Annotated in this window: 12 protein-coding genes; 7 read left to right on the top strand and 5 right to left on the bottom strand. The window is 45.7% G+C overall.

The window, feature by feature from the left end; genetic code table 11:
* Nucleotides 1-16: 16 nt before the first annotated feature.
* A complete protein-coding gene (locus P2W76_RS10920; RefSeq protein ID WP_276347866.1) occupies nucleotides 17-778 on the top strand; it encodes a DUF72 domain-containing protein in 762 nt (253 codons plus the stop codon).
* Nucleotides 779-911: 133 nt separating this feature from the next.
* Here P2W76_RS10920 and P2W76_RS10915 read toward each other — a convergent pair whose 3' ends face one another.
* Together P2W76_RS10915 and P2W76_RS10910 are read right to left on the bottom strand one after the other, a co-directional pair.
* Nucleotides 912-2,507: an ATP-dependent DNA ligase gene (locus P2W76_RS10915; protein ID WP_276347864.1), complete on the bottom strand. Its 1,596-nt coding sequence runs from the start codon at nucleotides 2,505-2,507 to the stop codon at nucleotides 912-914.
* Nucleotides 2,504-3,610 (bottom strand): ligase-associated DNA damage response exonuclease, encoded by a 1,107-nt coding sequence (locus P2W76_RS10910; RefSeq protein WP_276347863.1) that lies wholly within the window; start codon nucleotides 3,608-3,610, stop codon nucleotides 2,504-2,506. Before P2W76_RS10910 ends, P2W76_RS10915 begins: the two co-directional genes overlap by 4 nt.
* Before the next feature lie 16 nt (nucleotides 3,611-3,626).
* Between P2W76_RS10910 and lepB the strand changes: the two genes are divergently transcribed.
* The 3 genes from lepB to P2W76_RS10895 all read left to right on the top strand — a co-directional run bounded on the left by lepB (nucleotide 3,627) and on the right by P2W76_RS10895 (nucleotide 6,072).
* A complete protein-coding gene (lepB, locus tag P2W76_RS10905) occupies nucleotides 3,627-4,739 on the top strand; it encodes a signal peptidase I (RefSeq protein ID WP_276347862.1) in 1,113 nt (370 codons plus the stop codon).
* Between the two features lie 105 nt (nucleotides 4,740-4,844).
* Nucleotides 4,845-5,432 carry a Crp/Fnr family transcriptional regulator gene (locus P2W76_RS10900; protein WP_276347861.1) on the top strand — a complete coding sequence of 196 codons (588 nt, stop codon included), beginning with the start codon at nucleotides 4,845-4,847 and terminating at the stop codon, nucleotides 5,430-5,432.
* A gap of 64 nt (nucleotides 5,433-5,496) precedes the next feature.
* On the top strand, nucleotides 5,497-6,072 hold the full coding sequence (locus P2W76_RS10895; RefSeq protein ID WP_276347860.1) for a DinB family protein: 576 nt from the start codon (nucleotides 5,497-5,499) through the stop codon (nucleotides 6,070-6,072).
* On the opposite strand, the gene P2W76_RS10890 is transcribed toward P2W76_RS10895, so the two are convergent.
* Complete coding sequence (locus P2W76_RS10890) at nucleotides 6,050-7,309, bottom strand: prephenate dehydrogenase (RefSeq protein WP_276347859.1); 1,260 nt, start codon at nucleotides 7,307-7,309, stop codon at nucleotides 6,050-6,052. The genes P2W76_RS10895 and P2W76_RS10890 overlap by 23 nt on opposite strands.
* 36 nt (nucleotides 7,310-7,345) lie before the next feature.
* Nucleotides 7,346-8,110: a DeoR/GlpR family DNA-binding transcription regulator gene (locus tag P2W76_RS10885; protein ID WP_276347858.1), complete on the bottom strand. Its 765-nt coding sequence runs from the start codon at nucleotides 8,108-8,110 to the stop codon at nucleotides 7,346-7,348.
* Between the two features lie 155 nt (nucleotides 8,111-8,265).
* Between P2W76_RS10885 and P2W76_RS10880 the strand changes: the two genes are divergently transcribed.
* Genes P2W76_RS10880 through P2W76_RS10870 form a run of 3 tightly spaced genes read left to right on the top strand, consistent with a single transcriptional unit; the run spans nucleotide 8,266 to nucleotide 12,138 of the window.
* A complete protein-coding gene (locus tag P2W76_RS10880) occupies nucleotides 8,266-9,867 on the top strand; it encodes a glycerol-3-phosphate dehydrogenase/oxidase (RefSeq protein ID WP_276347857.1) in 1,602 nt (533 codons plus the stop codon).
* A 5-nt stretch (nucleotides 9,868-9,872) separates the two neighbouring features.
* Entirely contained in the window at nucleotides 9,873-11,360 is a 1,488-nt protein-coding gene (gene glpK / locus P2W76_RS10875; protein WP_276347856.1) for a glycerol kinase GlpK, read from the top strand.
* A gap of 49 nt (nucleotides 11,361-11,409) precedes the next feature.
* Complete coding sequence (locus tag P2W76_RS10870) at nucleotides 11,410-12,138, top strand: MIP/aquaporin family protein (RefSeq protein WP_276347855.1); 729 nt, start codon at nucleotides 11,410-11,412, stop codon at nucleotides 12,136-12,138.
* A 417-nt stretch (nucleotides 12,139-12,555) separates the two neighbouring features.
* Here P2W76_RS10870 and P2W76_RS10865 read toward each other — a convergent pair whose 3' ends face one another.
* Entirely contained in the window at nucleotides 12,556-13,992 is a 1,437-nt protein-coding gene (locus tag P2W76_RS10865) for a SusD/RagB family nutrient-binding outer membrane lipoprotein (protein WP_276347854.1), read from the bottom strand.

Below are 13,992 nucleotides of genomic sequence, written 5' to 3'. Positions count from 1 at the left end.
CTTATGTTATTTCAGCATGGAATTTAAGAGCAGTTTCTTTTCCGGCACGAGTGGGATGGTACTTCCTGTTCCTAACAAATCGGCATATCCTCCCGAATTTCAAGGCAGCTCAAGACTGCGCTATTACGGGCATTTATTTAACAGTCTTGAAGTAAACAGTTCGTTTTATAAAGTTCCGATGCCCTCTACGGTTGACAGGTGGGCGGCAGAAGTGCCCGTCGGTTTCCGTTTTACCTATAAATTGTGGCGGGATATAACCCATGTGAGGGATTTGCTGTTTAAGGATGCGGATGTTCATCGGTTTATGCAGGTGATAAAGGCTGCGGGGGACAAAAAAGGGTGTTTACTGGTGCAATTTCCTCCTGGCTTGCAGTTTGGCGCTTTGAGACAATTGGAAAGGCTGTTAATGATCATCCGTGAAGCCGATCCTGATGAAGAATGGACTCTGTCTATTGAATTCCGGAAACTGTTTTGGTATACTGAGGCAGTACATCAAATGCTCGAAAACTACGGTGCGGGAATAGTTTTACATGATAAGGCGGGATCTCAAACAGACTTTATCGATCAGGATGGAAGCAGCGTTTATCTTCGATTTCATGGCCCCGGAGGGAATTACCGGGGATCATATACAGACGATTTCCTGTACGAATATTCCAGTTATATCAGGGCCTGGATCGAAGAGGGAAAGACCGTTTACGCGTATTTCAATAATACCATGGGCGACGCTGTCAATAATTTAATCACGCTGAATAATTTTGTGAGCACGTTGGGGAGGTAATTATTTATCGTTCATTCCCGGGAGGATATATAAACTGGAGGTTCCTCGGGAGCTGATGTGAAACTTGATTTTGGAGCCTCCTGTCCCAGTATCAAATATGGCATTCAAGCAGCAAATTACGCCGGTTTCTTAATTATTCAAACTGGTTCAGCAGCGCCCTCAGATTCTCCAGTGTATCCGCCTCTTTGATACCCTTGTCTGTTCGCCATCTTAAAATCCTTGGGAAGCGTACGGCAATTCCTGACTTATGACGGCTGGAAGCATTAATTCCTTCAAAGCCAATTTCAAAGACCAGCTCTGGTTTTACCGTACGTACAGGGCCGAATTTTTCAAGAGTATTTCTTTTTATGAAGTAATCTACCTTACCGATCTCCTTGTCAGTGAGGCCGGAATATGCCTTTGCGAAGGGCACGAGTTTATCGCCATCCCACACAGCAAATGTATAATCTGTATAAAGTTCGGCACGCCTGCCGCTTCCCTTTTGGGCGTAAACCAAGACAGCATCGATGCTTAGAGGATCTGTTTTCCATTTCCACCAGTTACCTTTCTTTCTCCCTGAAAGATACTGTGCTTGTTTATGTTTGAGCATAAAACCTTCGGCTGCAAATTCGCGTGCCCGTAAATGGAGAGCCTTGAGTTCATTCCAATCCCGGAAACTTATTAGCGGAGAGAGTTTAAAAACGGCCGGTATGTTGACAGCGCTCACAATGTTTTCCAGAATAGTTCGCCTTTTCTGCTGCTCCTCATTCCTGATATCCCGGCCCTGGTATTCCATGATATCATAGGATATAAAAGCTGCCGGGGCATCTTCGAGTATTTTTTTCGTCAGGTTCTTCCGGCCGATACGCGTTTGCAATACATTGAACGAAAGGGGCTTTGTCTCACCGAAGCATATCAGCTCTCCATCCAGTGCCGTTCCTTCAGGGAGATGATCCTTCAGAACCAGCAGCTCAGGAAATTTGTCTGTGATCAGTTCTTCACCACGCGACCAGATATAGATATCATTGTTTCTGAAAATTATCTGTGAGCGGATCCCGTCCCATTTCCATTCAGCAAACCACCCGTCAGCTTTTCCCAACTCATCAACTGTACCCTGGATCGCATAGGAAAGATAAAAGGGATATGGCTTAGAGAATTCGTCTCCTGCGTTTTCTGAATGAATAAGCTCTTTGTAGGAAACAACTGCCGGGTCCCATCCTCCCATCAACCGGTGTGAGATAATTGCCGGCGTACTGGCCGCGATGTCAGCAATGGCACGTGTAACCAGTGTCTGCGAAACGCCGATCCTGAAACTTCCCATCAGGAGCTTATTGAAAACGAAGATCTCGAAGGAAGAAAGCTGCTTCCAGGCATTTAAAATAAAACTTTTCTTTTCCAGATCATCAGCATCTTTCAAGCCCGCCAGTGTATTAAACCACTGAGCCAAACTTTTTTCCTCCCCTGTTTCCGAGGGTGGCGGAAGTATTAGGGACACAGTTTCAGCAAGGTCGCCCACACTGCCATAACTTTCCCTGAAGAGCCAGTGGGGGATTCCTGCGAGTTCCAGTGCCCACTCCTGAACCTGGGAAGATTTGATCTTCCTGGGTGGTCTTCGTCCGGTGAAAAGCGCAAGTGCCCAGATCTTGTCTTCCTCAGGGGCGGATAAGAAATATCCTTTGAGTAATCCGACCTTTTCATTGGTTTTATTGGTGCGGTCGAGCTGAAGGAAAAGTTCGGTAAAACGCTTCATGGTTCTATGATCTCCTCTTCTGTAATGTCTTCGTTTTGTCCGTACATAGTCTTTACTTCAGCGGCTTCAATGCCTTTCTCATTCAGCCAGCGGGCATACGTATGAGTATAACCATGAGTTACATAAATCTTTTGTGCACCGCATTCAGCAATTGCCGTATCCAGATCGTTCCAGTCGGCATGATCAGAAAGTACAAAACCCCGGTCGATAGCTTTCCGGTTCTTGGCACCGCGTACAGCCATCCAGCCTGAGCAATAGCCGGTTGAGTAAGGCTCAAATTTTTTGATCCAACTGGTATTTAATACCGACCCCGGCGCCAATATCAGCGCTCCCCTGAAAAGCTTTTTATCTGTATCGCGTGTGATCAGCGGGATGAAAGGCAGGTTAAAGCCTGCCGCTCTGAGTCTTTCATTCAAATTGAAGGTGGCGCCGTGTGCATATACCGGGCCATCAAAGGGCTGGAGGTTATTTATCAAGCGCTGCATCTTTCCAAGCGAATAGCCCATCAATATGCTTGCTTTGTTCTGTATGCGGTTCTGAAGCCACCACTCCCGTATATCGTTCATTACAATTTCCTGTTCCGGCCACTTATAGATCGGCAGGCCGAAGGTCGATTCGCTTATGAAGACATCGCACTTTACCGGTTCAAAAGGCTTGGAAAATCCATCGTCCTGCAGCTTGTAATCGCCGCTTGCTACCCACACCTCACCTTTATCCTCTACCCTTACCTGAGCCGATCCTACTATATGTCCTGCAGGGTGCAGGGAAAAGGAGATGCCATTGATCTGAAATTTTTTGCCGTATTCCACCGTCTGGAGCGAAATGTCTTCACCCAGACGAAGGCGCAGGATGCTTTCTGAGTCTTTGTGCGCCAGGTAATGCCTGCATCCTGGCCTGGCATGGTCGCTATGGGCGTGGGTTATTATAGCCCGGTCTACAGGTCTCCATGGATCTATATGTATGCCGGCCGCAGGACAGTAGATACTGGATGGCGTGAATTTCAGGACTGGCTTCGACATTAGTTCTACAACACGGGGAACAATATTCGGTTTGCTGATAGTACTTTTTGTAACAAGCGGCTTGGATATGAGTCTGATCTTCAAGCATAAATAGCGTGTTATGAAAATTCCATTTTTGTCCCCTAAGGCCGATGCCGGTACCAATGACGAGGTAGTTAAGCCGAAAAGTAAAATCCGGGAGTGGCTTGATGCGATTCTTTTTGCTGTAATAGCAGCAACGGTGATCAGAGGGCTTCTTTTTTCTGCTTACGCGATCCCGTCGGGATCTATGGAAGGGACGCTTTTAACGGGAGATTATCTCTTTGTAAGTAAGCTGTCTTATGGGCCAAGAATGCCTGTTACCCCGGTCTCAATTCCTTTTTTAGAATCAAGGATAGGAAGCAGCAAAATAAAGACTTACTGGGATGGGATTCAGCTTCCGTATTTCAGGCTTCCGGGATTGGGTGAAGTAAAAAAAGGAGATGTTGTTGTATTTAATTACGCACCTGATGCCGGTAACAACCCGGTAGATATGCGGGTGCATTATATAAAACGTTGCCTTGGGGAGCCAGGGGATGTGGTTTCAATTATTGATTCCAGGGTTTATATCAATAATGAGATTTTTAAAAATGCCCCGAAAACACAAACATCATATTATGTAAGAACAGATGGTAACGGGATGAATCCCGAGCTATTGAAAGATCTTAAGATTGAAGTTTATCAGCAGCTAAGTATCAATGACTATGTATTGATAATACCTCCTGCCAGTTACGATGATTTTAAAAACCGGCAGAATGTCAAGTCGATAACTGAGATGATCTCACCAAAGGATGTTTATGACGAAAGTATTTTTCCACATGACGGCCGGTTCAAATGGAACCTCGATAATTTCGGCCCGCTAAAGATTCCTGAAAAGGGCTGGACAATAGAGTTGAGTGATTCGACTATGGCACTTTACGGACAAGCCATAGAGAAGTACGAAAATAATAAAGTAGGCAGGTCAGGCAGTGATATTCTTATAAATGGTAAAAAAGCCGGCACGTACACATTCAAAATGGATTATTACTGGATGATGGGCGATAACCGTCACAATTCAGAAGATTCACGCTACTGGGGATTTGTGCCTGAAGACCATATCGTGGGAAAGGCCATGATCACCTGGATGAGTACCGATAACAATGCCTCTGTTTTAGAAAAGATCAGGTGGGACAGGATATTGAGGCCGATAAATTAAGCTTCTGATTTACTTCCAAATATCCCGGCGGGAACATATTACTACATTATCCGGCCCGGCTCGGGGCGTGGTACCGTGTCGGGATCTGTTACAGTTTTTAAGATAATGATAGCGAATGAACTAAGACAATTAAAGCATTTAGTTGAGGGAATGGGCGAATTGAACGAGGCTGAATGGCTCGCTTTTTCGTCGATCTGGCAACCCTATGCAGCTAAAAGAAAGGAGCTGATCAGTCATGCAGGTGAGAAGGAAAAATATCTGTATTTCGTTCTAAGCGGTGTTCAACGCATTTATTACCGGGACGAGGAAGACCGGGAAGCGACTTTAGTTTTTACTTACGCACCTTCGTTTGGCGGAGTATTGGATGCTATGCTGCTCAACCAGAAATCTTCGTATTATTATGAAGCAATAAGCAGATCGGAGTTTTTGAGAGCTCCGTTTGAAGAGGTTGAAAGACTGATGGGTGAGCATAAGAATATAGACCGGCTGATCTTTAAGGGCGTTTCCTTTGCACTTAAGGGTGTCCTGGAACGTATGGCTGAATTGCTGTCGTGTTCTTCAGAAGAAAAATTTAAAAGGCTCTTAACCAGAAGCCCTCATATCCTGCAGCATGTGCCGCATAAGTACCTTGCCAATTATTTAGGTATCGACCCAAGCAATTTCAGTAAGCTGATCAATAAAATAGTAATTTGAAATCTTGGTAATTACCAACAATTATTCATTTGGCAATGGCTTATTTTGTATCATAAATTAGGATATGAAATTCAATAGATCAGAGTTAATCGATGAACTCAGGGCTGAAATAGATAATCAGGTAGACATCGTTAATAAGCATTATATAAATTCGCCGGGAAATAGATTAAATAAGCCGGCACTGGACGGGGGGTGGAGTGTACTTCAGTGCCTGGACCACCTCAACAGTTATGGAGATTATTATCTTCCGAAAATAAATGAAGCATTAGAAAAGGCACATATCCGTTCTGATGAATTTTACCGAAGTGGCTGGCTTGGCGACTATTTCACAAAGATCATGTCGCCGGAAACCGGAACTAAGAAGCATAAAGCATTTAAAGGGCATGTACCTGGCGCCAGCCTGGATGCCGCGGGGGTTTTGAGTGAATTCCTTCGCCAGGAGGAGCTTTTATTACTTTATCTCCAAAAGGCAAGGGCGTTAGACATAGGTTCTGCAAGAATTCCGGTTTCTATTTCAAAATGGATCACTATGAAGCTTGGAGATACCTTTCGTTTTCTAATCGCGCATAACCGCCGGCATGTTCTGCAGGCGGAAAGAAATTTCAATTCTCAGGATCTTACTCCATCTGTAACTTCCTGATCAGCTCAGCGCTTTGTTTCCTTCCCTGGTCGAGCCGCTCAGAGAAGAAAGATTTGACCTGTTCGAAATGTTGCTTATAGCCTTCCATATCGCCATAGACGATAATAGATGACCACTCTCGTACAGCAGAGTGAAACTCCAGGTCATCACCACGAATGCTCTTGTCAAATAAAGCTGTGCTTATTGATTCTTCCAGCAGCTCTTCATTCTTGAACAGGTATTCGGCAATTCCCAGACGCAGGCGAAAAGGCGGTGTCTGGCAGATAAGGTTATCATACGGATTTACCTTCAGATGATGCCATGCATCGACCATGCTGAGAAGGCTTAAATGTGAATTTGGCTTCCTGTTTTCTGATCCTGCAGAGAGAGAAAACTCCTGCATGACCTTTTCATCCAGCATCACCGGCTTATGATCTTTTCCGAAGATGAAATCCCTTGCCTGGTACAAACGCTTCCGGAATGCTGCTTCCTCTTCCTTTATCATCAGTTTGAACAACTCAGACTCCGATTCAGCATATCGCTTTATCTGATGGCGGGCGTAGGGGTTGAGGATAGCAAGACCGCCATAGATGTGCGCTTTGTAACTGAAGATTCTAAGAGTGATCAGGATCTTTACATTATCGATCCCACCAAGGTAGGCGGCATTCTCCCAGGGGAAAAATCCGGCTTCCTTCCATGCTGTGCCCATGCTTTCAAATCCCATATGGGTAACAGCCTGGGTGTCGGCAACTATTTTATCATGTTCATGATAATCGGGGATCTCGGCGATCACAGAGCCCAGTCCGGTGAGGAGGTCCGTCATTCTTTGATAAGCTTCCCGGCTGGTGCGGTGTGGTATGACTATCATCTTTTGCCCCCTGGGATCAAAGCCGGGGCCGTGCAATGAATGACACGTGATTATATGCGTATCCTTTGGGAGGTACTTCTCGAAAGCTTCAATTTCAGGGTGTTTGACAGAGGTTTGTCCGGCAACAATAGCTCCGTATTTGGTATATGAGCCATATAGTTGAACCACTTCGGCTATCCGTTCAGCTTCAACAGAATAGAAGATGATATCCGAAATACGCGATACTTCCCTGCCGTCGTCCAAGACCTCGATCCCGAATGAGCCCAGTTCTACTTCAAGCAACTCCCTTCTATGGGGCAAGTCGCAGCCGTATACGCGGTAACCTACCTTTGCAAAGGATTTAGCATATATGCAGCCCATATCTCCGAGGCCGATAATTCCGATATTCATTTTAAATTCTGGATATAAATGTAAAATAATTAGGACTCAGACGATAGTAACCTGTACACCAAGGGTCTCAAGCTGCCTAACGGTATGATCTGAGATGCCCCTGTCAGTTATAATATGATCTATTTCGTCAATATTGCAGATCTTGCCAAAACCCCGCTTACCAAATTTAGTAGAATCTGTCAGTACAATGGTCTTTTGCGACACGCCGATCATCTGGCGATTGAGACTGGCTTCCATCATATTGGTAGTTGTGAGCCCGAACTCAAGGTCGATACCGTCGACACCCAGGAACAGCTTGTTGCAAAAAAAGTCTTTCAGGATATTTTCAGAATATGCTCCCATGACCGAAGTGGAGCTCTTCCTCATCATACCCCCGAGCTGTATGACCTCGATGTTTGGATGGCGCGACAGTTCCATAGAAACATTGAGCGCTGAAGTAATAACAGTCAGGCTGATGTTAGCCGGCAGGCAGCGTGCAAATGCCAGGACAGACGTTCCTGATGCTATGATTATTGAATCGTTCTCCTTTACAAGGTCGGCCGCAGCCTGGCCAATACTTGTTTTCTCATTCGATTGAAGCTTTTCTTTCTCATTTACCGGCCGGTCTACAGTATACGGATTGCTTAACGTAGCGCCTCCATGGATCTTGAAAAGCAGATTTTTGTCTTCTAAAAGTTTTAAATCCTTTCGAATGGTTACTGATGAAACTTTTAGTTCATTACAAAGATCGACAACATTAATATACTGCTCCTTCTGTAGTTTTTTCAGGATGTACTGATGCCTTTCTGCTAAACTGCTCATTCGTTGCGGGTATTTAGGTTAATGCAAAATAAACAAATTTAATTGAAAATTGCCGGCGCGGCCCATATTCGGAACAGCTCTTTTTTTTTAAAATAATGGCATAAAGCTTTCGAAATGTTTATTATAATTGCGTATTATTTCGATTTATTATTTTTATGCAATATTTTAAGCAGGAGCGTAATATTCTTGAATCCGGGGACGAATGGGACCTAATCGTAGTTGGGGGAGGAGCGACTGGACTGGGAACGGCCCTTGATTCAGCATCGCGAGGGTTTAAAACCCTTTTATTAGAGCAGGCCGATTTTGCAAAAGGGACATCCAGCCGGAGTACGAAACTTGTACATGGGGGCGTCAGGTACCTCGCGCAGGGCGATGTTTCCCTGGTTTACCAGGCCTTAAGGGAGCGCGGGCGTCTTCAGGTAAATGCTCCGCATCTTGTATCCAGAGAAGAGTTTATTATACCATGCTTCAGCTGGTTCTCGGTCGTGAAGTACCTGGCGGGCCTTAAAATGTATGATTGGCTTTCTGGGAAATACAGTTTTGGAAGGTCACGTTTTTTAACCCGGAAAGAGGTTTGTTCCAGGATGCCAGGACTTGACGACACGGGTCTGGTAGGAGGGATCAGCTATTTTGACGGTAAATTTGATGATGCCAGGCTGGCTATAAATATTGCTCAGACCTGTATGGAACAGGGCGGGCACGTACTTAACTACGTTAAAGTGAATGGTCTTCTGAAAGATGCGGCCGGCAGGGTGTCAGGTGTTGAGGCGTTTGACGAACTAGCCGGTAAATCCTTTAAAATTCATTCAAAAGCAGTAGTGAATGCCACCGGTGTATTTGTAGACGAGATCCTGCAGATGAATTTGCCGGAAGCTGAAAAGCTGGTTCGTCCCAGCCAGGGCGTTCATGTCGTGCTGGATAGGTCCTTCCTTCAAAGCGAATCTGCATTAATGATCCCCGAAACTTCTGATAAGCGCGTGCTGTTCGCCGTGCCATGGCATTCAAGGTTATTGGTAGGTACCACCGACACTCCTATTGAATCGAATAGCCTGGAGCCTCAGGCTTTGAATGAGGAGATCGATTTTATACTGAATACCGCTACGCAGTATTTCCGGCGTGAAGTAAACCGGAAAGACGTCCTGAGCGTATTTGCAGGGCTTCGCCCGCTTGCTGCGCCCGACAAAAATGATACAAATAGTACGAAGGAAATATCGCGCGATCATAAGCTTATTGTGTCTGAATCAGGACTTGTTACCATTACCGGAGGCAAGTGGACCACTTACAGGAAGATGTCTGAAGAAACTGTAGACCAGGTTATTCGCACTGCAAACCTTGAATACAGGAAATGTCAGACAAAGGATCTAAAGATACATTCATCTGACCCGGTCAGCACGCCAGGCCCCCTGGCTGTTTATGGAACAGACAGGAAGTATATTGCGGAATTGGTGAAAGAAAATCCGGAATTGAATGCTAAATTACATTCCGGATTCCCGCATATTAAAGCAGAGGTGATCTGGGCGGTGCGAAATGAAATGGCTTATACAGTGGAGGATGTATTGGCTAGACGGCTAAGAGTATTGTTTGTAGACGCCCGGGCTGCGATTGAAATGAGCAGGGAAGTAGCTGAATTAATGGCTGCTGAAACAGGGAGGACCATAGGGTGGATCATGGAGCAGGTACAGGAGTTTAAACTGCTTGCAGAACAATATATATTAGAGCCGTCTGCAGAGGCTGAAGAAATTTTAACGACTAAATAGTATTTATGGCAGATTATATTTTGGCGCTCGATCAGGGTACTACCAGCTCCCGGGCGATAATTTTTGACAAAAAGGGAAATATTGCGGCAATCGCGCAGAAGGAGTTTGAGCAGATATACCCGCAGCCCGGATGGGTTGAACATGATCCTATGGAGATATGGTCGAGCCAGCTTGCCGTAGCCGCAGAAGCCATTGTAAAAGCGGGTATCGGCGCCCGTGATATTCATGCTATAGGTATCACCAATCAGCGGGAAACCACAGTTGTGTGGGATAAGGAAACCGGTCAGCCTGTGTACAATGCTATAGTTTGGCAGGACAGACGTACATCAGGTTATTGTGATTCTGTGCGGTCTGAGCATGGTGATATGATCCGGAGTAAAACCGGTTTGATCATTGATTCGTATTTTTCAGCTACCAAGGTGAGATGGATACTCGAGAATGTGGATGGCGCCAGGCAGAAAGCAAATGAAGGGAAGCTGCTTATGGGAACTATCGACAGCTGGCTTATCTGGAAACTCTCAGGCGGTACAACCCATGTTACTGACGTGACGAATGCTTCGCGCACCATGATCTACGATATCAATGCGCTGAAATGGGACCAGAACCTCCTTGATCTTTTCGGCATTCCCTATTCAATGCTTCCGGAAGTTAAATCATCAAGCGAAGTGTACTGCGAAACTGCAGGAAACATCCTTGCCGCAAAGATTCCCATTGCGGGAATCGCCGGAGATCAGCAGGCAGCTTTATTCGGACAGATGTGCACTGAGGTTGGAATGGTGAAGAACACCTACGGCACGGGTTGTTTTATGCTGATGAATATCGGTTCGAAGCCAACGATCTCAACTAATAATCTTCTTACGACCATCGCCTGGCAGATTAATGGAAAAGTTAACTATGCGCTTGAGGGGAGCATTTTTATCGGCGGAGCGGTGGTGCAATGGCTTAGGGACGAGCTTGGCCTGATCAAGACGTCAGGAGAAGTGGAAGATCTTGCCGCAAAGGTTAAAGATACCGGCGGGGTTTATATGGTTCCTGCCTTTGCCGGGCTTGGGGCACCGCATTGGGATCAGCATGCAAGGGGTACGATCACTGGAATAACAAGGGGGACAAACTCCGGCCATTTTGCGCGGGCCGCATTGGAGAGTATCGCCTACCAGACGATGGATGTTCTGAAGTCAATGGAAGCAGATGCGGGCACGCCGATAAGTGAGTTGCGTGTAGACGGCGGTGCTACTGCAAATAATCTTTTAATGCAGTTCCAGGCCGATATCCTGAAAAGCCGGGTTATCAGGCCGAAGATTACGGAAGTAACGGCGCTGGGCTCCGCATATCTTGCGGGTTTAGCTACCGGGTTCTGGGCAAACGTTGATGAGATTGCACAACAATGGCAGGTAGAAAAGAATTTTGAGCCAGTAAACCTTGAAAATTACGATGAACTGATCAATGGCTGGAACCGTGCGATCAAAGCTGCAAAAGCGAATGTTAGTTTGTGAATTTAATTTCTCTCATGTCTCATATCTCAAATCACACATCTAAAACATTATGACACCATTTTTAGCAGAATTCTTAAGTACAGCAATACTGATCTTACTTGGCAACGGAGTAGTAGCCAACGTGGTTTTAAATAAAACTAAGGGCAATGGCGGGGGCTGGATAGTGATAACAACAGCCTGGGCGCTCGCTGTTTTCGTCGGTGTGGTAATTGCCGGCCCATATAGCGGGGCGCACCTGAATCCTGCCGTGACCATTGCACTGGCTATTGCAGGCAAATTTGAGTGGGGCCTTGTGCCTGAATATGTATTAGCTCAATTGCTGGGAGCAATGGTCGGCGCATCAGTAGTGTGGCTAAAGTACATCGATCATTTTAGAGCCACAGAAGATAAAGGCCTGAAACTCGCTGCGTTCAGCACCGGGCCGGCTATTAAAAACACTACAGCAAATCTCTTCAGCGAAATTATAGGTTCCTTTGTACTGCTTTTCGTTATCTTTTACATTACAAGTGCCGAGATCAGCGATACAAAAACTCCTGTTGGTTTAGGATCAATAGGAGCAATACCGGTTATGTTCCTGGTGTGGGCTATCGGATTGTCTTTAGGCGGTACCACCGGATATGCTATTAACCCAGTACGTGATCTTGGCCCCCGGATCATGCATGCTATTCTTCCTGTTTCTGAAAAAGGGTCGAGTGAATGGTCATATGCGTGGATCCCTGTAGTTGGGCCGATAATAGGGGGGAGTTTGGCAGCGTTGCTTTATAATGTCTTGAATTAGAATTCCAGAGTTAGTTTAGGTTCCGGGGAAAGTATTTGCTACCCGACCCGAAAGGGTCGTATGTTTATAGCAAATGAATATGGTTTGTAGGGAAATTGGTTCAAACGGGTTTTCTACAAACATATGACCCCGTCCGAACGGTGTTCATCCGAGCGGGCACCTTCGGGTTCTGTCTTATCTTTTCTTATAAATAAGGGGTTTCCTTTTTGCAACCTGTGAACAATGGGTCGTCATTAAAGGAAAAAATACCGAAGTTGTTTATTCCTGCAGATATTTCTCTCCCCTTAACATTCTCCCAGCTCTGATGTCCTGCAACAGTCAAATGCAACATCGTTCTTCTTGCGTTGAAATATGCTGAACATAACAAAGGATACCCCCGAGGAGTATCCTTTGTTAATGTAAATTGTTATAATAGCCTTATTTCTCCCACCATACTTTAGTGTTTATATCATCGCCGCCCATGCTTGCAACTGCCTTTTTATAATTGGCATTGTTGTTAGTTACAACTGTTGTCGGGTATTTGAACCTGACAGGCATCATTCCGTTGTTCATGAGGCCGGCACCTTTTGGTAATACCGGAAGGCCTGTACGACGGTACTCAAACCACTGCTGGTAATCATTAAAATAAAGGGCGTAATACTTCTGCAGCATGATCCGCTCTAAAGTGCCATCATAAGCAGCCTTAGGGTTAGTGAAATAATTAGCAGGCATAACTGCTCCCCATTGTTCGATGGCGGCTTTTACTCCATTTTGATAGAATGTTTGTGCACTGCCTGCGATCCTTCCTTTCTGAGCAAGTTCAGCCTTGATCAATTCAACCTCTGCATAGCTCATGATCACACCGACCATCGGCGCAGTTGCCAGGGCGACATTAGCGTTGGAAGGAAGGTATGTAAACTGCGACTCCGGGCCTGAGTATGCACTAGGGATACCTTTGTATCCAATAGTAGCTGTCCCCCCGGCGTTACGTGCCATAGTGTTCCATTTCGCAAGCCTTGGATCATTGAAATCGTTCAGGTTATCAATATGGAAGGCTGCCGATGCTCTGAATGTTGTAAAGTCGATAGCGCGTCCCCATGGTGAAACGTTTGGTGCAAGCCCCGTAATTTTAAGGATGGCTGCATCGGCGTTACTTGTAAAAACCGGGTTAACCGTTGGGTTATTAATAATAGCTGCAAGTTTCGTATAGGAATCAAGCTCCGTTCTTTTGGAAACGCGTAACAGCAGGCGCATCCTTAGTGAGTTAGTAAATTTTTTCCACAGGCTTACATTATTGCCATAGAGAATGTCGGTTCCATAGATCATCGCCCGGTTTGTGACATAAAGGGTATTAGCCCTTTCAAGATCAGCGAGGAGTGTAGTGTAGATCTGCTGCTGGGTGTCAAACACAGGTGTGTAAAGTCCTTCGTCACCTTTTACCGCTTCCGACATTGGCACGTCGCCAAACGAGTCGGTCAGGTTCGAGTAGATCCACGCGTTTAGGGTAAGAGCGATCGCTTCGTAGTTTGGGTCCTGTGCGGTAACGGCTGCGGCACGCATTTCTTTCACATTGTTTAGCCAGCGGTAGTAGGTGTTCCAGGTAGAATTTCCGGCCGATTCAGATACGTCGTACCGGTGGATCCCGCCTGCCACGCTCGGGAAAGGAATCTGAACCTGCATAATATCGAACGTGAAGGCGTCAGCCCGTTCCGTATTAAAGGCAGTTACTTCGTAAATGATCGGATTTAAAAGGGTACCGGGGCTTATTTTCTCAATTTTGTTAGGATCTGTATTGATCTCTTCAAAATCCTTGGTACAGCCCATGATCAGGGAAGAAATTACCAGGACTGTAAATATATTTTTGAAACGTTTCAT

It is taken from the genome of Daejeonella sp. JGW-45 (assembly GCF_029360805.1).
GTDB lineage: Bacteria > Bacteroidota > Bacteroidia > Sphingobacteriales > Sphingobacteriaceae > Daejeonella.
This window is presented reverse-complemented; position numbering and strand designations above follow the sequence as displayed.